This is a genomic window from Desulfonatronum thiosulfatophilum (genome assembly GCF_900104215.1).
In the GTDB taxonomy this organism is placed as follows: Bacteria; Desulfobacterota; Desulfovibrionia; order Desulfovibrionales; family Desulfonatronaceae; genus Desulfonatronum; species Desulfonatronum thiosulfatophilum.
The window spans coordinates 25,682-46,100 of sequence record NZ_FMXO01000021.1 but is presented as its reverse complement, the minus strand read 5'-3'; the positions used below and the strand labels follow the sequence as shown (position 1 = coordinate 46,100).

The window sequence follows — 20,419 nt, the reverse complement described above, 5'->3', positions numbered from 1 at the left end:
TTTACGCAGCATCTGCAGGCAGGCCTCCTCAGGGAGGCCTGCCTTTTTTATTGCCGTTCCAGGTCCTCTTCAGTATTGAATCCTCATGTATCTGTTCTCGCTCTGGAAACGTCTGCACTACAGCTTCCGTTCCAATTCCCGATCACGAAGAGACACTCGGGGGCCCATCCAGCTGGGTCATAATCGGATCTATATCCTACCCACAAAAACCGGCCTTGGTTTTTTCATGCTGCTCGGGGTCATGCTGCTCATCTCCATCAACTATAACAACCCCCCGGGATATCTGCTGACTTTTTTGCTGGCGGGCATTGCTCTTGTAGGCATTTTTCATACCCATCGCGGTCTTTCCGGCCTGCTGGTCAGTTATGGTCGGGCTTTGCCTGTTTTCGCGGGCTTCCAGGCCGTCTTCCCCATCATCATTGTCAATCCGACCAGCATCCCCCGACATGCGATTCGGGTCGGTTGGTGCCGAACAGATGCTGAATCCGGAAATATTGACGCGTGGTCCCAGGAGCACGCTCTGTGCCGGGATATCGATGCCCGGCAGGAGATGGTCTACAATCCGACGTTGCTCGCGGAAACGCGAGGTTTGCTGCGGCCGGCCCGAATTGTTGTCAGCACCGTCTTTCCTTTGGGCTTGTACCGGGCCTGGTCCTGGGTCCTGCTGCCCTTGAACTGCGTGGTCTATCCTGCTCCGGCCTCGCGGGCTGCTCCCTTGGCGAGCTCCGACGCGTTGGGGCAATCGGCCCAGACGCGAACAGACCGGGATGGTGACGAATATGACGGCTTGCGCGGGTACCGGGATGGCGATCACGTGCGGCGAATCGCCTGGAAGGCCGTGGCCAGAGGCGCAGGTTTGGTTTCCAAGGATTTCATCGGCGAGGTGGAAGGCGATGTGATCCTGCTGGACTGGGACGCTTTGGCCGGGGAGGAAACCGAAGCCAAATTGTCGCAGCTTTGCCGCGGGGTCCTGGATGCGGAAAAAGCGGGCCGCTCCTACAGTCTTCGGATGCCCGGCCGTCATGTCCCGCCGGGTCTCGGTCCTGCCCAGATGCATGCCTGCCTGCAGGCCTTGGCGCTTTACGGACGCAAAACCAGCGAGCCTTTTTAATGCGCCGTATCCTGGACTCCGTCCTGCAAAGCCCCTTTGGTCCGTGGTGCTGGATTCTTTTGCCCGCTTTCCTGGCTGCCCTGCCGCATTTTTTTCGGCTGCCCGCATGGATCGGATTGGCTTGCGTGGTTTTTTGGACCCTGCGGTTGTATGCAGTGGTTCGTCCCAAGCTCCTGCCGTCCAGGATGATCCGTCTCGCTCTGACCCTGGGCTGCATCGCCGGGGTTTACGCTTCCTACGGTCGTTTGCTGGGCCCTGAGCCGGGGACGTCCCTGCTGCTCTTGTTGATGGGTCTCAAGCCCTTCGAGGCCGGCAGCCGGCGGGATTACCTGTTGATCCTCTTCATGGCCTACATGCTGATCCTGTTGCAGTTCCTGCACAGTCGAAGTCTGCTTGCCGCCGCTTACATGATCCCGGTATTTCTTCTGATCACGGCCTCCTGGATCGGAACGGCCCATCCCGCCAGTCGGGCCAGCCTGATGTTCCGGCTTCGCCGGGCCACGGTCATGACTGCCCAGGCACTGCCGGTGATGCTGATCCTGTTCCTGCTCTTTCCCCGCATGTCCGGCTCGTTGTGGAGCTTGTTCGATCGGCAGGAAACCGGGCTCACAGGACTGAGCGACACCATGAGCCCCGGCGACATCAATGAGCTGCTCCAATCGTCGGAAGTGGTCTTTCGGGTTGCTTTTGAAGATTCTGCTCCCGATGTCGGCCGCATGTATTGGCGGGTTTTGGTGCTCTGGGAAACAGACGGCCGGACCTGGCGGGCCGGATCCGGGTCGCCGGAACAGGAGGCCAAGGCCTGGAGCCTCGTCCCGATCCTGGAACCGATTCAGTATGTGCTGACCATGGAGGCGCACGGGCATCGCTGGTTGCCGGCCCTGGAAATGCCGACGCAAGTTCCTTCCAATGCGGAAGCGGCTCCGGATTTCAGGCTCCAGGCCCTGGAGGAACTCCGACAGCGTGCCCAGTACAGATTGTTTTCAGCTTTGGATTACAGGGCCGCGGATCCCTCTCTGGACGAGTTGCAGCGCGCCCTGGTTCTGCCCTCGGCTGGCAACCCTCGCGCCAGGGTCATGGCCCGGAACTGGTCTGAAGAGACCGGAAGCAATCAGGAGATCGCGCAACGGGCTCTTGACCATTTTCAATCGAACTTCTTTGTCTACACTCTGCATCCTCCCCTGCTGGGAGAAGAAGCCGTGGATGAATTTCTGTTCCGCACCCGCAGCGGTTACTGTGAACATTACGCATCAGCCTTCACGTTTCTGATGCGTGCGGCGGGTGTGCCGGCTCGGGTGGTCATCGGATACCAGGGTGCGGACTACAATCCTCTCGGCAACTACCACGTTGTCCGCCAGTATCATGCCCACGCCTGGAGCGAAGTCTGGCTCGATGACGCAGGGTGGGTCCGGGTTGATCCCACCAGCGTGCTTGCCCCTGACCGCATAGATATCGGTGCCGAGGCTCTGGTGCCGAACATCGATGTGCCCGGCATTTTCTCCACCCGTGAAGTACGCTGGATGATCAGCGCCTGGCGCGGTTTGAGTCAGGGATGGGATGCGGCCAACACATTCTGGAACCAGTGGGTGCTGGATTTCGGCTTTGAACGGCAACGCCGGTTCCTGGAACGTCTTGGCCTCAGCGGAACAACACGTTTCGAGCGGTATGGATATCCGATCCTTGCTCTCGCCTTGTGCTTTGTCGTCGCGGCCATGGTGTACGGAATCATTTTGCTGCGCGGCCAGCCATTCAGAGATCTTCCGGACCGGTCCTATGCCTTGTTCTGCAAGCGACTGGCCCGAGTCGGCATCAGCCGTAAGCCCCAGGAGGGCCCCCTTGACTTCGCTCGTCGTGCAGCCCGACTCCGTCCGGACCTGGCCAGTTCGATCCACTCCCTGAGCAATGCCTACATCCGGCTGCGGTATGGCTCGGCCGCCGAGGCTAGGGAACTGGCCGATTTCGCCAGTATGGTCCGCCGGTTCCGTCCGCGGGGCAGTTGATCGTTCCATGCTCTCAGCGACGTGACGAATAAAACCCGTGGTTGTCTTGCCTTGTTTTGCAACCTCGCAAACTTCTGCGTCGACTTAGGGCGCCACTGATTACGCTCCGGACGATTCGGCCGCGGATGCTCCTTGGTCCAAAACTTGCTTTTGCTTCGGACCATGGACCTGTTTTCTTTTGATCCGCAAATCTTTCTCAGTTTTTTCCTGACCCTCTTCCGGATCAGCCTCATCGTATTCATGCTGCCGTTTTTCGGGGGCGAAAACATTCCGGTGCCGGCCAAGGCGGCTCTGTGCCTGGTCCTGACTCTTGGTTTGTGGCCGCACCTATCCTTCTCCGCGGACTATTTTCCGGCACATCCCTTCATGATCGCCCTGATGATCCTCGGCGAACTTCTTCTCGGGCTGGCGTTGGGACTGATTGTGCGGGTGCTTTTCGCGGCCATCCAGACCGGCGGCCAGTTGATCGGCTTTCAGATGGGTTTTGCCATGGTCAGCGTCGTGGATCCCAGCAGCGGGGTGAGCATGGCTGTCACCGCGCACTTTCTGTACATGACCTCCCTGCTTGTCTTTCTGAGCCTCAACGGCCACCTGCACCTCCTGAACGCCTTGACCCACAGCTTCAGCCTGGTTCCTCCCGGCGGCCTGCTGCTCACTCCCGCTCTTTCGGAACAGATGATCCATTACTCCAGTCAAATTTTTGTCCTGGCCATCAAGATTGCCAGCCCGGTGATGGTCGCCCTGTTTCTGGTTGACCTGGCTCTGGCCCTGGTCGCCAAGGCCGCACCGCAGATGAACGTCATTTTTGTCGGTTTTCCCTTGAAGATTGCGGTGGGCTTTCTGTTCTTGGGCACGATGTTCACGATCATGGGGTTGTATGTCCAGGAATTCATCCTCCTGCTCGGTTCCATGTTCCAGGGCGTGATGCTCAGCGGACGCTAGCATTATTGCCATGCCGCACGGAGTAGGCCATGCCCCAGAGCGATCCGAGTAAAACCGAACAAGCCACCCCGAAACATCGCGACAAGGCTCGAGAAAAGGGCAATGTTCCGCGCAGCCAGGAATTGCCCAAGGTCACGGTCCTGCTGGGCGGTTTCCTGGCCCTGTTCTTCATGGTCAAGTTCATGGTCGCCCACATGCAGACGCTGTTCATCTGGACCTTCAGCGAAAATCTGCACACGGAGTTCACCCCGGAAACCATCTATCTGCTGTTCCAGACCATTTCCTGGAAGATCGCGGTGATGGTCCTGCCCGTGATGTTCACTTGCGCCTTGGTGGCGTTTCTGACCGTACGTCTGCAGGTGGGACATCTCTGGACGCTGAAGGTTTTCGAACTTTCCAATTTTTGGAAAAAGCTTAATGTTGTCGCTGGGATTCAGCGCCTTTTTTTCAGCACACAGACCGCCGTCCGCCTGCTGCGCAGCCTGTTCATGGCCATTGCCGTGGGCTATGCGCCGTATCTTGTACTCAGGCAGGAAGCTCCCAACTTCATCCCCTTATTTTACCAAGACGCCCTGACAGTGGCTACGTACATGCTCCTGACCGGAGCCAAGATGGTCATGTACGCCCTGGTCCCGATGCTGATCATCGGCATTGCAGATTTGGCCTACACACGTTGGGATTATGAAGAAAACCTGAAAATGACCAAGCACGACGTCAAGGACGAGCGCAAGCAGGCCGAAGGCGATCAGACCATCAAGAACAAACAGCGCCAGAAAATGATGGCCGTGATGCAAAAACGGATGCTCGAAAGCGTACCCAAGGCGGACGTGGTCATCACCAACCCCACCCACTTGGCCATCGCCCTGAGCTATAATGCTTTGGAAGCCCCGTCCCCGGTGGTGCTGGCCAAGGGCGCGGACTTCATGGCCGAGAAAATCCGGAATATTGCAAGGGAAAACAATATCCCCATCCGGGAAAACAAGCCGCTGGCACAGGCCTTGTATAAAAGCGTTGACGTCGGACAGATGATCCCGGAGGAACTGTTCCAGGCCGTGGCTTCCATACTTGCCCAGCTGCCAAAATTCCGGCGCAGATAATCTGATTTCGAATCACCCCTGCCTGAAAATGGCCGCAAAGCGGGAATTTTCACAAACACAACCCCTTGATCACGAATTAGAGCGTCAAAACCATGGCTCAACTCGCGGCGCCCCTCACCAACATCGATTATTCCCGGTTTTCCGGTATCGGCAACATCCTCCTGGCCGGCGGCGTGGTGACCATCCTCTTCGTGATGCTCATTCCGATGCCCACGATCGTCCTGGATGCCATGTTCACCTTGAGCATCTCCCTGGGTTTCGTGGTCCTGCTGTCGGCCATGTACATGCGTTCTCCCCTGGAATTCTCCATCTTTCCGTCTTTGCTCCTGGTGACCACGCTGTTGCGGCTGGCCTTGAACGTGGCCTCCACCCGGCTGATCCTGCTAAACGGCGACCAGGGACCCGGCGCCGCCGGCAAGGTGATCGAAGCCTTCGGCCAGTTCGTCGTGGGCGGAAACTACGTCATCGGCGTGATCATCTTTCTGGTAATTTTCATTCTGAACAAAAAGGTCATCACCACGGGTACGACCCGGATCGCCGAAGTAGCAGCCCGTTTCACACTGGACGCCATGCCAGGGAAACAGATGGCCATTGAAGCAGATCTCAACGCCGGTCTGATCGATGAAATCGAAGCCAAGAAGGCCCGGGAAAAAATTCGTAAGGAAGCCGACTTCTACGGCGCCATGGACGGTGCGGCGAAGTTCGTTTCCGGGGACGTCACCGCAGGCATGATCATCACCGCCATCAACATCGTCGGCGGACTGTTCATCGGCGTCTTCCAGCACGGCATGGGCTGGGGCGACGCCGCGGCCACCTTTACCATCCTGACCATCGGCGACGGCCTTGTTGCCCAGATTCCCTCGTTGATCATCTCCACTTCCGCGGGCATCATCGTCAGCCGGGCCGCGGCCGAAGCCGATATGGGCCAGGAATTTCTGGGCCAGTTGACCCTGCACTCCAAGGCCCTTCGCCTGGTTTCGGCCATCCTGCTGGTCCTGGGCTTGGTTCCGGGCATGCCCACCTTCATCTTTCTTCTGTTTGCCGCCTTGCTCTATGCAATATCGCGTTATGCCGGCAACGGGCTGACCGAGGCCCAGGAGCTTGCCGAGCAGGCCGCCAAGCCCAAGGCGCCGAGCCTGGACACGCCCGAAGAGGTTCAGGCCCTGTTGCCCCTGGACGCCCTGGAACTGGAAGTCGGCTACGGCCTGATCCCCCTGGTGGACGAAGACCAGAACGGCAATCTCCTGGCCCGCATCCGCTCCATCCGCCGCCAGTTCGCCCTGGAAATGGGGGTGATCATTCCCTCTCTGCACCTGCGTGACAATTTGCAGCTCAAGCCCGGGCAGTACGTCGTGCTGATCAAAGGCAATCAGGTTGCTTCGGCGGAAATTCTGATCGACCATTTCCTGGCCATGGATCCCGGTGACGCCAAGCACCGCATCCAGGGCGTGGAAACCCGCGAACCGGCGTTCAACCTGCCGGCATTGTGGATTCCGGAAAAGCAGAAGGACGAGGCCATGCTTGCCGGCTATACCGTGGTCGATCCCTCCACGGTCATCGCAACGCACGTCACCGAGGTTTTCCGCCGCAATCTATTCGAGTTCCTTGGCCGTCAGGAAGTCCAATCCCTGCTGGACAACCTGGCCAAGCGCGCGCCCAAGGCCGTGGAGGAACTGGTGCCCGGCATCATGTCCCTGGGCACGGTGCAGCGGGTTCTCCAGAATCTGGTGCGGGAGCAGGTTTCCATCCGCGACATGCTGACCATCGTGGAAACCCTGGCCGATTTCGGACCAAGCATCAAGGATCCGGATCTCCTGACGGAATACGTCCGGGGGCGGATGGCTCGGACCATCGTCAAACCTTACCTTGCAAGCGGAAACAACCTTTCGGTGATTATTCTGGATCAGGAATGGGAGCGCTTGCTGCAGGACAATCTGCGCAAGACGGAACAGGGCGTCTACCTGAACATCGATCCGGCCCACGGGCAGCAGCTCATTCAGAAACTGCAGTCGTCCATGGAAAAAGCCATGGTCGAGGAAGGCCAGCCCGTGGTCCTGACCACGCCGAGCTTGCGTACTCATCTGGCGCAGCTCATCACCAGGTTCATTCCCACCCTGCCCATCATCTCCCAGGCCGAGATTCCCGCCGGCATCAATCTGCGGTCCGCGGCAACCGTGAGGATGGGACATGCAGGTTAAGACGTTTCGCGGGCCTAACACGCGCACGGTTCTCAATCTGATCCGGGCCGAGCTGGGCCCTGATGCGGTCATCCTGAGCACCCATACCAGCACGGAAAATGGAAAACCCTGCTGCGAAATCATGGCCGCCCTCGAGCCGTCATCCAACGGAAACCGAGCTCCTGTCGCGGTCCAGCCGGAACCGGAAAGCGCCACCCCCTATCCGGGCTGGAAGCAGATGCACCAGGAGTGGAGCTGCCTCAAGGATCACCTGTTCAGCGTGCTCAAGCCCCAGGCTGATTACAACCTGCTTTCTCCCAGGCAACGCCAGGCCCTGGAATACCTGGAACGGGAAGAGATCCTGCCCGAGGTGGCCATGCATCTCTGGCGCGCCTTGAAAAACGCTCCGGACAGATCCATCCTGGAAGAACTCCGGACCGTCGTGGCCGTAAAACCGTGGACAACGCGCAACTGGCCGGAACGTATACATGCCTTTATCGGTCCCAACGGCTCCGGCAAGACCTCGTCCCTGCTGCGCCTGGCCCTGAATTTGCGCCGCGAACAGCCCGGCAGGCGCATCGTTCTGGCCAATGCGGATCAGCATCATGGAAAAGGACGCATGCTGCTCCAGCACTATGCGGAACTGGGTGAATTTCCCTTTATCGACTTGCGCAATCCCGAGGATTGGCAAAAGCTGATCCGGGAATCCCCGGCGCACGAGACTGTTTTTGTGGACCTGCCGGGGCTGCCGGCCGGCGAACATCTCGACGCCTGGCTGATGCACAAGGAAATCCCCCTGCAGGGCAACTGCGCGGCGCACCTTGTGCTCAGTCCGCACTACTCCAGTACCAGTCTGCGAAATTTCATCAGGAAATTCCAGATTCCGTGCCTGGCCAGCCTGATCTGGACCAAGCTTGACGAGTCCGACGTCTTCGGTTCCCTGATCAATATCGGCTACAGCACCCGGCTGCCGGTTTCCGCGTTTTCCTACGGCACATCCCTGAGCACCGGTCTGGCCGCCGCGGATCACCAGAACCTCTGGAAACTGATCTTCACCCACCGTCTTCCGTCCCAAACAGCCAACGCCTGAGATTCAAAATGCAATCGCCCACGTCCCCAAACCCACAATCGCAATCGAAATCGCAATCGAAATCGAAATCGCTCCATAACATCCCCGAAGCGGAAAAATCGAAAAAAAAGAATGAGCAGGGTAAGGGCAGAAAAACGTTACGCGGGGGAAACGAATACGTTTCCGGACAGAATGCGTACCACTGTGTTTCCGTCACAAGGGCAAGACCGATCAAGTCATGTTCAATACAATCAACCCCAAGAACCACTTGCTAATCAGGAACAGGCGCAATATTTTTTTGCACTGATGGCGAATATCACGTAATCGTGAGGAAATCATGACGTACATGAACGAGCAAAATCCACTTGTACTCTCCATAACTTCCGGCAAGGGCGGGGTGGGCAAGACGAATCTTTCGGTGAACCTGGCCTACACGTTGCAAAAAATGGGAAAGAGAGTCCTGTTGATGGATGCGGACCTTGGATTGGCCAATGTGGACATACTCCTGGGCCTGGCTCCGCAGTACAATCTTTTTCATCTCATTTTCGAGGAAAAGAGTCTCAATGATGTCCTGGTGAAGACGGAGTATGGTTTCCGGATTTTACCGGCATCCTCCGGCGTGCCCGAAATGCTCAAGCTCACTACCGGACAGAAGCTGGAACTGATCGAAGCCCTGGAGCCTCTGGGTCTGGAAACGGATATTCTGATCGTGGACACCGGGGCGGGCATCGGGGACAACGTTATGTACTTCAATTTGGCCGTGCAGGAGCGTGTCCTTGTGCTGACTCCGGAACCCACCGCCTTGACCGACGCCTACGCAACGATCAAGGTGCTGCACAACAAGCATGGAGTCCACAAGTTCAAAATCGTCGTGAATCTGGCCGCGAATCCCAAGCAGGCCAAGCAAACGTATGAACGGCTTGCGGCCGCCTGCGACAAGTTTCTGGACGGGGTTTCTCTGGATTTGATCGGCTCTTTGCCCCAGGACCCGGTTGTCAGGCAGGCCGTGACTCGCCAGACGCCGTTCTGCAGTCTTTTTCCTTCCTCGGCCGTGGCCCTGGGCGTGCAAAAGGTGGCCGAAAACATCCTGAACTGGCCCCAATCAGCCAAAACCGATGGCAATATCAAATTCTTCTGGAAAAAGCTCCTCTTCAACAACTGATGACTGGCATCGGTTTGAGACGGGTCAGACGGACTGGGCCTCGGCCGGTCCTGCTGCCCGCGGAGCCATTGCGGAGCATTATGCCCCGAAAGTGAAGATCATTGCCCTGCGCATGAAAGCCAAGCTCCCCCAGCACATTGAATTGGGGGAACTGCTCAGCGCCGGCAGTCTCGGGCTGATCGAGGCACTGGAAAAATTCAATGCCGGGATGGGCATCAAGTTCGATACCTATGCCGAAACCAGAATCAAGGGCGCCATGCTGGACGAATTGCGGCGTCTGGACTGGTTTACCCGCGGTTTGCGGCAAAGAGTTCGCGTGCTTGAGGAAAGCGTACGGAAAATCGAGCAGTTATCGGGGCGAACTCCGAGCATGGGCGAATTGCAAGAAATGACAGGTTTTTCCGGCAAGGAAATCCAGGAGGGACTCGAAGCCCTTCAGAATCAGATCTGCATCAGCCTGGACGGCCTGGAAGACAGTCTGCTGCGTTCCTTGAGCACCACGAAGAACGATCCCTTCGCTCACGCTTTGCACAAGGAAATGATTGACAAGCTTGCGCATCTTATTGATGAATTGACGCCCAGAGAGCAGATGGTCCTCTCGTTGTATTATGCCGATGAATTGAATATGCGTGAAACCGCCTTGGTGATGAGCATTACCGAGGGCAGGGTCTCGCAGCTGCACTCTCAGGCTCTGGCCAAACTGCGCGACAAGTTCGCCCGGCTGCACCAGGCAGGCAATCACACCCACCCGGAAAAAGGAGAAAAATCTGATGGGTTACGATAAAAACATGCGCGTTCTCGTGGTCGATGATTTTTCGACGATGCGACGGATCATCAAGAATATTTTGCGCCAACTCGGGTTCACCAACATTGTCGAGGCGGACGACGGCACCACGGCCTGGGAAGTGCTGAACAAGGACCGGATCGACTTCGTCATTTCCGACTGGAACATGCCGAAGATGACCGGCATTGAGCTGCTGCGCAAGGTCAGGGCCAGCGAAGAATATGCGGACGTGCCGTTCTTGATGGTCACCGCGGAAGGCCTGCAGGAGAACATCATCGAGGCCGTCCAGGCGAAAGTGTCCAACTACATCGTCAAGCCGTTCACGCCGGAAACGCTTGGGCAGAAGATCGACAAGATTTTTGGATGATTCGTCGGAATGAATCGAGCGAGGCATGATCAGCGCGGGGAGCACCGGCTATGAACAAGCCTCCAAATCCGTCCCTGCCCATTGAAGTCAACCCGCTGGAACGGGATGAACAGGTCCTCGACCATGAGCCGGTTGCAAATGAGACGAACCAAAAGGTCGCCCTGGATCTGGATGACGCGCCTTTTCTGGATGATCTGCCCGAGGAAGCTCCCCCGCCCAAGCCGACCCAGGACAAAAAACGAGCCGGAGCTGATTCAGAGCCGGAATCGGAACCGCCGGCCCAAACGTCCCGAAGATTTCTGCTCATTGTCGGAGTACTTGTCGCCATCCTGCTGGCAGGTCTTGCATTCTGGTTCACCCGGCCTCCTCCTGCCCCCGAAGTCGTATCCCTGCCCGAGGCGCCGCCAGTTCCCGTATCGAAGCCGGTGGTGGAGGAATTTACTCAACCCTTGGATCCTTTCTGGGTGGCGTTCGCCCAGGATGACGGCGTGTTCTTTCTATCGCTGCGCATGGTTCTGGTCATTGAGGATCCCACTCTCTCCCTGGAAATTCAGCGCAAAAACATCATCCTCAGGGATGCGGTCTACTACTTTCTGAACAACCGCCCTTTGCCGACCCTGAAGCGTGCCGATGCCGCCGAAGCCTTGAAAACGGATTTGATGTCGGTCATGAACCAGCACCTGAGTCAACCCCTGAAGAGTATCCTTATCGAGGACTACTTGGTGCAGTAATTGTCGCAACAGGTTCAGCTCCCCGTTTTGCTTTCCCTGCTTCCGAAGGTCGGAAAACTGATCCAGGTCGAGCAGGATCGGCCGCCGATGCAGCAGGCCCTGACAGCGCAAGTGATGAAGGAGGCCCTGCAACGGGAGCGGGAAAAGATTGCGGAACTTCGCAAGACGCAGGAAAGCCATCAGGTCCGGCCCGAGGATGAGCATGGTTCCGGCCGCGGCCACCGGCATCCCCGCGATCAGCGAAGCCGAGAACAATCCGACCAGGAACCCATGGAAAATAACGATCCCTGGTCCGGGCAGATCGTGAATATCAAGGTATGATCCTGCTCCAGTCATCCAGTCATCCAGGCAATACAGCGAAGTGGTTGAAATCTAAGCCAGTTCTGTTTAGCGAGTTGCAAAATGCCAACTGCGAACATGCTCCCAACCCAACCATAAAGCCTTTGTAAAAAGCCTTCCGTATCCGGCGTTCAATGCATATATCCTACTGGGTAATCCTGGCCGTGAGCCTGCTTGAGGTCGTTCTCCTGGCCGGCGTGGTCGTCTTTTTTTTGCGGTTGCGCAAATCCGAGCAACTGCTGGCCAAACTGCAGCAAAACCAGCGCGAGTTTCTGGCCCGAATCGATCAAAACGTGGACCTTGAACAGCAGATTCTGGCTAACTTCTCTGCTCGCCAGACCGAGCTTCTCCAGCTCGACAGCCGGCTCGCCGAACGCGAGAAGCAGGTCCGCGCTCTGCTCCAACAGGCTGAGGGCCTTTCTCGATCGCCCCAATTTTTAAGGCAGGTCATCATCACCGGCCATCGTAAAGGCAGCTCGGTCACGTCTCTGGCCCAGTCCACAGGGCTGAGCACCGAGGAAGTTGAGTTGATCCTGGAGCAGGGGCGGTCGTCATGAGATTCTGGAGCCCTGGAGCTTCAACCGCGTCCGGATCGGCCCGGGCCGAGCGGTTCAGGAGCCAAAATCGTATCGATGATCAAGTATCGGGAAATTTTCTCGGCTGGGAAGGGCAGGGACTGGGATGGGTGGATTTTCAGGGAATTTCACTCCTGGCCAGCATGGCCTCCCGACCGGATGTCGGAGCACGGCTGTACTTCCTGGTCAAGCAGCTTTCTCCGGAAATCGTTCTCCAGGAACTCCTGCCCCGCAACCTTCCCGGCGGTTACGCGCTCCTGCAGCGGTTTTGGTCTGTGCAGACAAGCCTGGAAACAGTCCTGGCGGCGCAATGGATCACCTGCGTTTCCGAATCCTGGGATTCACGTGCCCGAATTGCCTTTTTTCGAAAACAGCGGGAACAGCGCCCTGAACTGGAACTTGAGTACGTCAACCTGCAGGAGGCCTTGGGGCCAGTCAACAACGAGTTGCGGGCACGAGGAAAGGGCCGATTTTTTCCCATGCCCTGGTTGGTTGACCGCGTGCAGGGGGCCGGCCTGTTGCTGGATTCCGCGGATTCGGCACTCACCTATCCCTTGGCGCAATTCGGCTGCACCCATCCCTGTCTCGGGCGGATGGAAATCCATTACTTTCATGGCCCCAAAAAAACTGGTTGGCTGCTGCTTCTGGAGGATGCCGTGCCGCGGACCTGGACGATGGAACGACTCAAGGACTGCGTACCCGCAGCGGCAACACCAAAACTGCCGTTTCTCGGCATCAAGTCCCTGCCCGTGGATGGACGCTCCGGCATCCTGGACCGCATGCTTCTGACTTCCGACCCCGACCGCTTTCGGCTGCATTTGAAAGTATGAGCATTCCGCCGCTTCCTATCGCCCCGGAGAGCCCCTGGCTGGCGCCCCTGGCCGGTTTCTCGGACCTTCCCTTTCGCCTGCTCTGCAGGGAGCAAGGATGCCGGGTCGCCTGCACCGAGATGGTCAGCGCCAAGGGACTGATCTTCGGGAATGTTGGCACCGAGCGGATCCTGGTCACCAGCGCAATGGATGCTCCTCTGGTTGTCCAACTCTACGGGCCGGACCCCCGAACGCTGGAGCAGGCCATGGATCTGCTTCTGGAACGGGATGTCTCGTATTTTGATTTCAACTGCGGCTGTTCCGTACCCAAGGTGACCAAGACCGGTTGCGGTGCGGCTCTTTTGCGCACTCCGCAAACTCTTCTGGAAATTGTCCGGAGCATGGTTGCCAGGGCCGGGCCGGGCCGGGTCGGGGTGAAACTACGCCTGGGTTGGCGGCCTGGAGAGGAAGTTTTCTTGGAATTGGGACGCAGGTTGGAGGACCTTGGGGCGGCATGGCTGACTCTGCACCCCCGGTGGGCCACCCAGGGATTTTCCGGTCAGGCCGACTGGGACAGCCTGGCCCGATTGCGCGCTCACGTTTCCATCCCGGTCATTGCCAGCGGGGATCTCTTCACCGCGGAAGACGCAAGGCGCTGTCTGGACCAAACCGGTGTCCGGGGCGTGATGTTCGCTCGTGGAGCTTTATGGGACCCGGCCATCTTTCGAAAATTCCTGGCACTGAGCCCAGACGGCGACCCGTTTTGTTTTTCCGCGGAATATTCTATCACTGTAGTGCGCCGGCATATGGCTCTGGCCCGAGAGTATTTGGACGACCGACGGGCCCTGCTGGCCATGCGCACCATTGCCCCTCGCTACCTGCGCCACTTCCCCGGAGCCAAGGCGCTGCGTTCCCGGTTCACCATGGTTGATTCCTGGGAACAGCTCGATGATCTGCTCGAATCGCTTTGTGAAAATCAGGAAATCTTCAATCCGGACTCGCAGGTCTGATCGGAGAATGGAATGCAATACCGTTTTGACACGTCAGAACGGAGTCGGCAAATAACACAGGCTAATCCGATACCGATTTCGATTGCGATTGAGATCCTGACAATAATGCCAAGTTAAACCGAGAATATCTTTTTGAAAGCAAAGTAGAGTGACAAAGGTTATTGCCCATGAAAATCATACTGGCTGAAACCGCCGGGTTCTGCATGGGCGTGGACATGGCGCTGCGCAAGCTGGATTCCCTGCTCCTCAAGCCTGACCCCTTGGCAGCGGTCCATACCCTCGGTCCTATCATCCACAACCCGCAGGTGCTCCAGGCCTATGCCGATCGCGGAGTGCGCAGGGTGGATGACCCCGATGTCCTTAAGCCGGGACAGACCGTGGTCATCCGGGCTCACGGCATCCCCAGGGCTATCGAATTCGCACTAAAGGCTCGGGGAATCCAGCTCGTGGACGCAACGTGCCCCAAAGTGAAGAAAGCCCAGCTCCTCATTGCCGCCCAGGCAGCCCAGGGAAAGATCATGGTTCTTCTGGGAGAGGGGGACCATCCCGAGGTCCGGGGGCTTTTAAGCTATGCCGATCACGGCGCCTATGTGGTGGAATCGGACAAAGACGTGGAAGCCCTGCTCGAGGAAAACATCGGACCCTGCTTCCTGGCGGCCCAAACAACTCAGGACCGGCAGCGATATGCTTTGTTGGCCCAAACCCTGCGTGGGGAACTGGATCCGGACATCCCTGTCCTGGACACGATCTGTGCCGCGACGAGAAACCGCCAATCCGAAGCCCGGGCCATCGCTGAACAGGTTCAGGCCATGGTCGTGGTTGGCGGCCGCGAAAGCGGCAACACCCGCAGGCTGGCTCTGGTGGCCGAACAGGCCGGCATTCCATGCTATCTTGTGGAAACAGCTGCTGAGCTGAATATGGAACACTTTCGCGGACTGGAATCGGTCGGTGTCACCGCTGGAGCATCCACTCCGGGAGAGGTCATCCAGGCCGTAGTCAACCACCTGAAGGATCTGTCGGCATGAATGCCGCACAACGCTGCGTAGCCTGATAAGAGAGGGATGCATGAGCCGGACGAACATTCTGCTGGAAGTCGGAACCAACGAACTGGAAGTGGTGGAGTTCACCCTGAATGAGCAGCTTCAGGGGCAATCGTCCGCCTACCAGGGTCATTACGCCGTCAACGTGGCCAAGGTTCTGGAAATCATTCGCATGCCCAGAATCACTGAACTGCCGCGGGTTTCCAATCCCTCGGTCCTTGGTGCATTCAACCTGCGCTCCCACATCATCCCGCTGGTGGACTTGGGCGTCTGGCTGGGCAAGGCCCAAGCTGAGCCGGAGGAGGAAGGCAAGGTTATTGTCACGGAATTCAACAGTGTTGTTACCGCCTTTCGGGTGTCGGGGGTGAACCGCATCCACCGGATCAGTTGGGAGGAGGTCGAGTCTCCGGGGCCGTATCTGGCAAGTTTCAGTTCCGATTGCATCACCGGAGTGATCAATCTGGAGGGCCGGATCGTTTTTGTCCTGGACATGGAAAAAATCGTCGCGGATCTGGATCCGGGTATGGCCCTGCGCATGGACGTGGATCTGGAGGAGCACCGCGGCAAGGCCCTCAAGGCCTTGGTCGCCGATGATTCCTCCCTGATTCGGAACATGCTCCGGGATTTACTGGAAAAGGCAGGGTTTTCCGTGGAAACGACATTTCACGGCCAGGAACTCTGGGAACGACTGCAGGCCCTTCGGCGCAAGGCCGAGACCGAGGGCAATGCATTAACGGATCATGTGCAAATCGTGATTGCCGATATCGAAATGCCCACCATGGACGGCTTGACTCTGTGTAAAAAAATCAAGGAAGATCCACATCTGGGCCAGTTGCCGGTGATCCTTTTTTCCTCGCTGATCAGCGACAAGCTCCGGCACAGGGGAGAGGCGGCCGGCGCTGACGATCAAATCTCCAAGCCGGAGATAACACAACTGACGCGACGGGCCCGCGCCTTGATCGAAGCCCGTCGAACCACCATGTAACCGAAGCCACGGACGAACCATGCTCACTCAACTTCTGGAAAAATTGAACTCCCGGAATGCACTCATCGGCATCATCGGGCTCGGCTATGTCGGCTTGCCTCTGGCGTTGCGGTATCTTGAGGCGGGATATTCCGTGCTGGGGCTGGACGTTGATCAGCGCAAGACCGATATGCTGATGGCGGGGCAAAGCTACATCAAGCATATTCCGGCCGAACCCATCCAACAGAACGTGCAGTCCGGGAAGTTGCAGGCCTGCACGGATTTTTCGCGGGCCAGGGAGGCGGACGCCCTGATCCTGTGCGTACCCACTCCCCTGGACAGCCACCGCGAGCCGGACCTGAGCTACGTGATCTCTTCCCTGGAGGCCATCCTGCCCTATCTCCGGCCCGGTCAGGTCGTGTCTCTGGAATCCACCACCTATCCCGGAACCACCGAGGAAGAGTTGCGTCCGCGCATCGAACGCGGCGAACTGGTCGTCGGCCGGGACGTTTTTCTGGTCTATTCTCCGGAACGCGAGGATCCCGGCAATCCCGACTTCCACACCCGCACCATTCCCAAGATCTGCGGGGGCAGCACCCCGGCCTGCCAGGATGCCGGCCTCGCTTTATACGGACAGGTCATCGACCAGGTAATCCCGGTCTCGTCCACCCATGCCGCCGAGGCCGTGAAACTGATGGAAAATATTTTCCGCAGCGTGAACATCGCCCTGGTCAATGAGTTGAAGGTGGCCTTCATGAAAATGAACATCGACATTTTCGAGGTCATCCGTGCCGCCTCGACCAAGCCCTTCGGCTTCATGCCCTTCTATCCGGGTCCCGGCCTGGGCGGCCACTGCATCCCCATCGACCCTTTCTATCTGACCTGGAAGGCCCGGGAATTCGATGTGGCCACGCGCTTCATCGAGCTGGCCGGCGAAATCAACACCTCCATGCCCTATTTCGTGGTTCAGCGAGCCGCGGAAGTGCTCAATGATCATGGAAAGCCGCTCAAGAATTCCAGGATTCTGCTTCTCGGCCTGGCTTACAAGGCAGGGGTGGACGACGACCGCGAATCTCCGACGTATCGGATCATGGCCTTGCTGGAGCAAAAGGGCGCCGTCGTCTTCTACAACGACCCCTATGTCCCGGAAATCAGACCGAGCCGCGAATATTCCCGCTATGCCGGACGCACCTCCGCTTCCATTCACGACGCATACGACCTGATCATCCTCTGCACGGCCCATGACCAGTACCGGGACATCGACCCGACTTCTCTGGAGTCGCCCATACTGGACACTCGGGGTTTTTTCCAGGACATCCCAGGCAAGATCCATCGCGCATAAGAACCGTCAAGCCCTCCCAAACGCGAACAGGCCCGATCTCTCGGGCCTGTTCGCGTTGCGCACTCGGCATGTCTCTTCAGCGACGTCCGACGACATCGCTGATCGCAAATATCTGATTTTTGACTCCTGTATCCTGCCCTCAGCCCTCAGACCTTATCGAAACTTGGCCGCCGCTTTCTTGAATCCCGCGCCGGCACGGCGGATGACGGTTTCGTCCACGCAAAAAGCCAGCCGGAAGTAACCGGGGGTGCCGAAGCCTCTTCCGGGGACCGCCAGGATCAACTCTTCCTGCAGAGCCTGAACAAAGGCGACGTCGTCCCCGCCGGGAGCTTTCGGAAAAAAATAGAAGGCACCCTGGGGCTTGAAGAAGGAAATCCCCGCGCCTTCCAGAATCTCGGCCATGGCTGAGCGCCTTCGGGCATATTCCTGGACGTCCACCTTCGCGCCCAGAGCGTGCTGCATCAGGCGCTGGCCAACAGCCGGAGCATTCACAAAGCCCAGGATGCGATTGGTCAAGACCATTCCGGCCAGCAGCTCATCCTTGCCGGGCATGGCCGGGTTGACCAGGGCGAAGCCGATCCGTTCTCCGGCCAGGGCCAGACTCTTGGAAAAAGAGCTGACCACCACGGTGTGAGGATAAAGGGGAAGCAGCGACGGCGTCTGATGGTCGTCAAACGTCAAAAAACGGTAGGGTTCGTCCGAGAGCAGGTAGATGGTCCGACCGAACTCACGGCTTCTGGCCGCCAGGAGGTCGGAAAGAGCCTGGAGCTCCTCCTTGGTATAAATCCTGCCGGACGGGTTGTTCGGGGAATTGATCAGCAGCACCCGCGATTTGGGATTAATCGCATCGGCCATCGCCTTCATGTCAAGGCTGAAGTCGTCGGGATTCGTAGAAACGGGATGCAATACCCCGCCATGATTCTCGGCGTAGAAGCCGTACTCCACGAAGTACGGCGCCGGGCAAAGCACTTCATCGCCGGGCTCCAGCACGGCCCGGAAAAAGCTGTTCAAGGCGCCCGCCGCGCCGCAGGTCAGGATCACGTCGTTTGCCGAAACGGGCGTTCCCTGCTCGTCGGAAAGATATCCGGCCAGGGCTGTCCGGGCTTCCGGATAGCCCGCGTTGGGCATATAGCCGAATCGCTGATCCCGCCGGGCAAGCTCCTCCAGGGCCGTGTACACGGCATCCGGCGGCGAAAGATCTGGATTTCCCAGGCTGAAATCGCAGACTGCGTCCGCACCGTGCCGGGCTTTGAGTTCGGCGCCGGTTTCAAACATTTTCCGAATCCACGACGAACGTTGCAGATAGGCTTGAATTTGCGGCGCAAGGGCGCTCGCCGTGTTCATTGCGGTTTCTGACATCGTGCTGCCTCCATGCAGATCAAGGGACTTCCAGTCCCATTTGACGGTATTCGTTAAGTTTATTTCGCAAGGTGCGCACGGATACCCCAAGAAGCACGGCTGCCTTGGTTCGATTGCCGGCGGTGTAGTCCAGGCTCTTGAAGATCAAATGGCGTTCCACCTCATGCAGGGGCAAAATCGGGCGCTGGTCGTCGGATATGTCCAAGGTCGTCGCTTCTTGATGCGAATAGTCACCAGGTGTGATTTCAGTCTCGTCGGGCTGATCCTCCTCCCCGGGTTGATGGGGAAAACGCTCCAGTCCTGTTGAAGATGCAGTCGCTATCATCCCCTCGCCCTGCCAGTCGCCGCTTTCGTCCAAAAGAAAGTGCCGGGGCTCAATGGGTGATCCGCCACAGAGCAAGGTCGCCCGCTCCATCAGGTTCTGCAGTTCCCGCACGTTGCCCGGCCAATCATGGTCCTTGAGCCATTGCCTTGCCTCCGGGCTGACGACGATGGCGCCCAGAGAATACATTCGCGCAAAGCGGGAGACGAAAAAGTCCGTCAGCAGTTGGATATCCTCGCCGCGCTCGCGCAGGGGCGGCAGACGCAGCGGAATGACGTTCAGGCGGTAGTACAGATCCTGTCGAAATTCCTTGGCCTGCACCGAGGCGGCCAGATCGCGGTTTGTGGTGGCCAGAACCCGCACGTCCACGGGAATTATCTCACTGCCTCCGACCCGGTCGATCTCTCCTTCCTGGAGCACGCGCAGCAGCTTGGCCTGCAGCCCCATATCCATTTCGGATATTTCATCCAGGAGCAGGGTGCCCCCGTGTGCGAGCTCGAACTTTCCAAGCTTGCGGGTGATCGCTCCGGTAAAAGCGCCTTTTTCATGGCCGAACAGCTCGCTTTCCAGAAGATGTTCCGGCAGGGCCGCACAGTTCACGGCAATAAACGGATGAGCGGAGCGGTCGCTGGAATTGTGCAGAAAGCGGGCAAACAGTTCTTTTCCTGTTCCGGATTCACCGGAAATCAAGATGGTAGCCTTGGAACGGGCCACCTGACCGGCCAGGGCCAGGGCCCGCTGCATGGTGGGGTGGCGACCGATGATGGCCTTCTTTGCCGACTCTTCCCCGACATCAGCGACGGGCTGTCTTGGCGGCTCCTTGGGCTGGGGGTCGGCTGTGGCGGTGAGCAGAGCACGGACCTTGTCCCAGAGCAGCGGCTCGAGCCAGTAGTCGCGGGCGCCGAGTTCCATGAACTTCCTGGCATCTTCAGCCGAGCCCTTGTCCGTGAAGATGATCACCGGCGGCGCGGGGATGTTGGACTGATGGATGGCGCTCAGTAAATCCTCTGCCTGGAAGCCGGTCAGCCGGTCTCGGCAGAAGATCAGGATGGGCTGCTGCCTTTGGATGAACTTCAGCGCCCCCGGAATGGTCTCAGCCATGCCCACGTCCAGACCGGCGCGTTTAATGGGCTGAAACAAGGGAGTAACCACGGATGTGGGGGCAAGGAAAAGTATGCTCGGAACAGGCATGAGTTTATCTAGCTGGAACAGGATTGTT

General features: G+C 58.2%; 19 protein-coding genes. 17 read left to right on the top strand and 2 right to left on the bottom strand.

Annotation, left to right across the window (positions count from 1 at the left end; genetic code table 11):
• The first annotated feature begins 85 nt into the window (after positions 1-85).
• The 17 genes from BLP93_RS15510 to BLP93_RS15430 all read left to right on the top strand — a co-directional run bounded on the left by BLP93_RS15510 (position 86) and on the right by BLP93_RS15430 (position 17,519).
• Positions 86-1,111, top strand: a complete 1,026-nt coding sequence (locus BLP93_RS15510; protein ID WP_092123658.1) for a DUF58 domain-containing protein — start codon at positions 86-88, stop codon at positions 1,109-1,111.
• Positions 1,111-3,111: a transglutaminase TgpA family protein gene (locus tag BLP93_RS15505; RefSeq protein ID WP_092123656.1), complete on the top strand. Its 2,001-nt coding sequence runs from the start codon at positions 1,111-1,113 to the stop codon at positions 3,109-3,111. The genes BLP93_RS15510 and BLP93_RS15505 overlap by 1 nt, the downstream gene beginning before the upstream one ends.
• 162 nt (positions 3,112-3,273) lie before the next feature.
• Complete coding sequence (gene fliR, locus BLP93_RS15500) at positions 3,274-4,053, top strand: flagellar biosynthetic protein FliR (RefSeq protein WP_092123702.1); 780 nt, start codon at positions 3,274-3,276, stop codon at positions 4,051-4,053.
• 29 nt (positions 4,054-4,082) lie between these two features.
• Positions 4,083-5,150 carry a flagellar type III secretion system protein FlhB gene (gene flhB, locus BLP93_RS15495; protein WP_092123654.1) on the top strand — a complete coding sequence of 356 codons (1,068 nt, stop codon included), beginning with the start codon at positions 4,083-4,085 and terminating at the stop codon, positions 5,148-5,150.
• Positions 5,151-5,242: 92 nt separating this feature from the next.
• Entirely contained in the window at positions 5,243-7,348 is a 2,106-nt protein-coding gene (flhA, locus tag BLP93_RS15490) for a flagellar biosynthesis protein FlhA (RefSeq protein ID WP_092123652.1), read from the top strand.
• The gene (locus tag BLP93_RS15485) at positions 7,338-8,417 is read left to right on the top strand and encodes a flagellar biosynthesis protein FlhF (RefSeq protein WP_092123650.1); all 1,080 of its coding nucleotides are present in this window, start codon (positions 7,338-7,340) and stop codon (positions 8,415-8,417) included. Before flhA ends, BLP93_RS15485 begins: the two co-directional genes overlap by 11 nt.
• 325 nt (positions 8,418-8,742) lie before the next feature.
• Complete coding sequence (locus BLP93_RS15480) at positions 8,743-9,558, top strand: MinD/ParA family protein (protein ID WP_092123700.1); 816 nt, start codon at positions 8,743-8,745, stop codon at positions 9,556-9,558.
• Positions 9,512-10,342: a FliA/WhiG family RNA polymerase sigma factor gene (locus BLP93_RS15475; RefSeq protein ID WP_092123648.1), complete on the top strand. Its 831-nt coding sequence runs from the start codon at positions 9,512-9,514 to the stop codon at positions 10,340-10,342. Before BLP93_RS15480 ends, BLP93_RS15475 begins: the two co-directional genes overlap by 47 nt.
• Positions 10,329-10,709 (top strand): chemotaxis response regulator CheY, encoded by a 381-nt coding sequence (locus BLP93_RS15470; RefSeq protein WP_092123646.1) that lies wholly within the window; start codon positions 10,329-10,331, stop codon positions 10,707-10,709. The genes BLP93_RS15475 and BLP93_RS15470 overlap by 14 nt, the downstream gene beginning before the upstream one ends.
• 50 nt (positions 10,710-10,759) lie before the next feature.
• A complete protein-coding gene (locus BLP93_RS15465; protein ID WP_092123644.1) occupies positions 10,760-11,440 on the top strand; it encodes a flagellar basal body-associated FliL family protein in 681 nt (226 codons plus the stop codon).
• Positions 11,441-11,761: a hypothetical protein gene (locus BLP93_RS15460; protein ID WP_092123642.1), complete on the top strand. Its 321-nt coding sequence runs from the start codon at positions 11,441-11,443 to the stop codon at positions 11,759-11,761.
• A 152-nt stretch (positions 11,762-11,913) separates the two neighbouring features.
• Complete coding sequence (locus tag BLP93_RS15455) at positions 11,914-12,336, top strand: hypothetical protein (protein WP_092123641.1); 423 nt, start codon at positions 11,914-11,916, stop codon at positions 12,334-12,336.
• Positions 12,333-13,184, top strand: coding sequence for a hypothetical protein (locus BLP93_RS15450; RefSeq protein ID WP_092123639.1), 852 nt, complete (start codon positions 12,333-12,335; stop codon positions 13,182-13,184). Before BLP93_RS15455 ends, BLP93_RS15450 begins: the two co-directional genes overlap by 4 nt.
• The gene (locus BLP93_RS15445; RefSeq protein ID WP_092123637.1) at positions 13,181-14,173 is read left to right on the top strand and encodes a tRNA dihydrouridine synthase; all 993 of its coding nucleotides are present in this window, start codon (positions 13,181-13,183) and stop codon (positions 14,171-14,173) included. Before BLP93_RS15450 ends, BLP93_RS15445 begins: the two co-directional genes overlap by 4 nt.
• Positions 14,174-14,340: 167 nt before the next feature.
• Entirely contained in the window at positions 14,341-15,198 is an 858-nt protein-coding gene (gene ispH, locus BLP93_RS15440) for a 4-hydroxy-3-methylbut-2-enyl diphosphate reductase (RefSeq protein ID WP_092123635.1), read from the top strand.
• Positions 15,199-15,238: 40 nt separating this feature from the next.
• Positions 15,239-16,198, top strand: a complete 960-nt coding sequence (locus tag BLP93_RS15435; RefSeq protein ID WP_092123633.1) for a chemotaxis protein — start codon at positions 15,239-15,241, stop codon at positions 16,196-16,198.
• A gap of 19 nt (positions 16,199-16,217) precedes the next feature.
• Positions 16,218-17,519 carry a nucleotide sugar dehydrogenase gene (locus BLP93_RS15430; protein WP_092123631.1) on the top strand — a complete coding sequence of 434 codons (1,302 nt, stop codon included), beginning with the start codon at positions 16,218-16,220 and terminating at the stop codon, positions 17,517-17,519.
• 153 nt (positions 17,520-17,672) lie between these two features.
• Here the strand turns inward: BLP93_RS15430 and BLP93_RS15425 are convergent, their stop codons facing one another.
• Both BLP93_RS15425 and BLP93_RS15420 read right to left on the bottom strand, forming a co-directional pair.
• Positions 17,673-18,878, bottom strand: coding sequence for a pyridoxal phosphate-dependent aminotransferase (locus BLP93_RS15425; RefSeq protein ID WP_244148787.1), 1,206 nt, complete (start codon positions 18,876-18,878; stop codon positions 17,673-17,675).
• Between the two features lie 19 nt (positions 18,879-18,897).
• The gene (locus BLP93_RS15420; RefSeq protein ID WP_092123629.1) at positions 18,898-20,391 is read right to left on the bottom strand and encodes a sigma-54-dependent transcriptional regulator; all 1,494 of its coding nucleotides are present in this window, start codon (positions 20,389-20,391) and stop codon (positions 18,898-18,900) included.
• Positions 20,392-20,419: the final 28 nt, after the last annotated feature.

Bases quoted from the DNA above. Each gene is read 5' to 3' on its own strand.
- BLP93_RS15510 (WP_092123658.1), top strand. From the start codon at position 86: ATGTATCTGTTCTCGCTCTGGAAACGTCTGCACTACAGCTTCCGTTCC.
- BLP93_RS15505 (WP_092123656.1), top strand. From the start codon at position 1,111: ATGCGCCGTATCCTGGACTCCGTCCTGCAAAGCCCCTTTGGTCCGTGG.
- fliR (WP_092123702.1), top strand. From the start codon at position 3,274: ATGGACCTGTTTTCTTTTGATCCGCAAATCTTTCTCAGTTTTTTCCTG.
- flhB (WP_092123654.1), top strand. From the start codon at position 4,083: ATGCCCCAGAGCGATCCGAGTAAAACCGAACAAGCCACCCCGAAACAT.
- flhA (WP_092123652.1), top strand. From the start codon at position 5,243: ATGGCTCAACTCGCGGCGCCCCTCACCAACATCGATTATTCCCGGTTT.
- BLP93_RS15485 (WP_092123650.1), top strand. From the start codon at position 7,338: ATGCAGGTTAAGACGTTTCGCGGGCCTAACACGCGCACGGTTCTCAAT.
- BLP93_RS15480 (WP_092123700.1), top strand. From the start codon at position 8,743: ATGAACGAGCAAAATCCACTTGTACTCTCCATAACTTCCGGCAAGGGC.
- BLP93_RS15475 (WP_092123648.1), top strand. From the start codon at position 9,512: ATGGCAATATCAAATTCTTCTGGAAAAAGCTCCTCTTCAACAACTGAT.
- BLP93_RS15470 (WP_092123646.1), top strand. From the start codon at position 10,329: ATGGGTTACGATAAAAACATGCGCGTTCTCGTGGTCGATGATTTTTCG.
- BLP93_RS15465 (WP_092123644.1), top strand. From the start codon at position 10,760: ATGAACAAGCCTCCAAATCCGTCCCTGCCCATTGAAGTCAACCCGCTG.
- BLP93_RS15455 (WP_092123641.1), top strand. From the start codon at position 11,914: ATGCATATATCCTACTGGGTAATCCTGGCCGTGAGCCTGCTTGAGGTC.
- BLP93_RS15450 (WP_092123639.1), top strand. From the start codon at position 12,333: ATGAGATTCTGGAGCCCTGGAGCTTCAACCGCGTCCGGATCGGCCCGG.
- BLP93_RS15445 (WP_092123637.1), top strand. From the start codon at position 13,181: ATGAGCATTCCGCCGCTTCCTATCGCCCCGGAGAGCCCCTGGCTGGCG.
- ispH (WP_092123635.1), top strand. From the start codon at position 14,341: ATGAAAATCATACTGGCTGAAACCGCCGGGTTCTGCATGGGCGTGGAC.
- BLP93_RS15435 (WP_092123633.1), top strand. From the start codon at position 15,239: ATGAGCCGGACGAACATTCTGCTGGAAGTCGGAACCAACGAACTGGAA.
- BLP93_RS15430 (WP_092123631.1), top strand. From the start codon at position 16,218: ATGCTCACTCAACTTCTGGAAAAATTGAACTCCCGGAATGCACTCATC.
- BLP93_RS15425 (WP_244148787.1), bottom strand. From the start codon at position 18,878: ATGTCAGAAACCGCAATGAACACGGCGAGCGCCCTTGCGCCGCAAATT.
- BLP93_RS15420 (WP_092123629.1), bottom strand. From the start codon at position 20,391: ATGCCTGTTCCGAGCATACTTTTCCTTGCCCCCACATCCGTGGTTACT.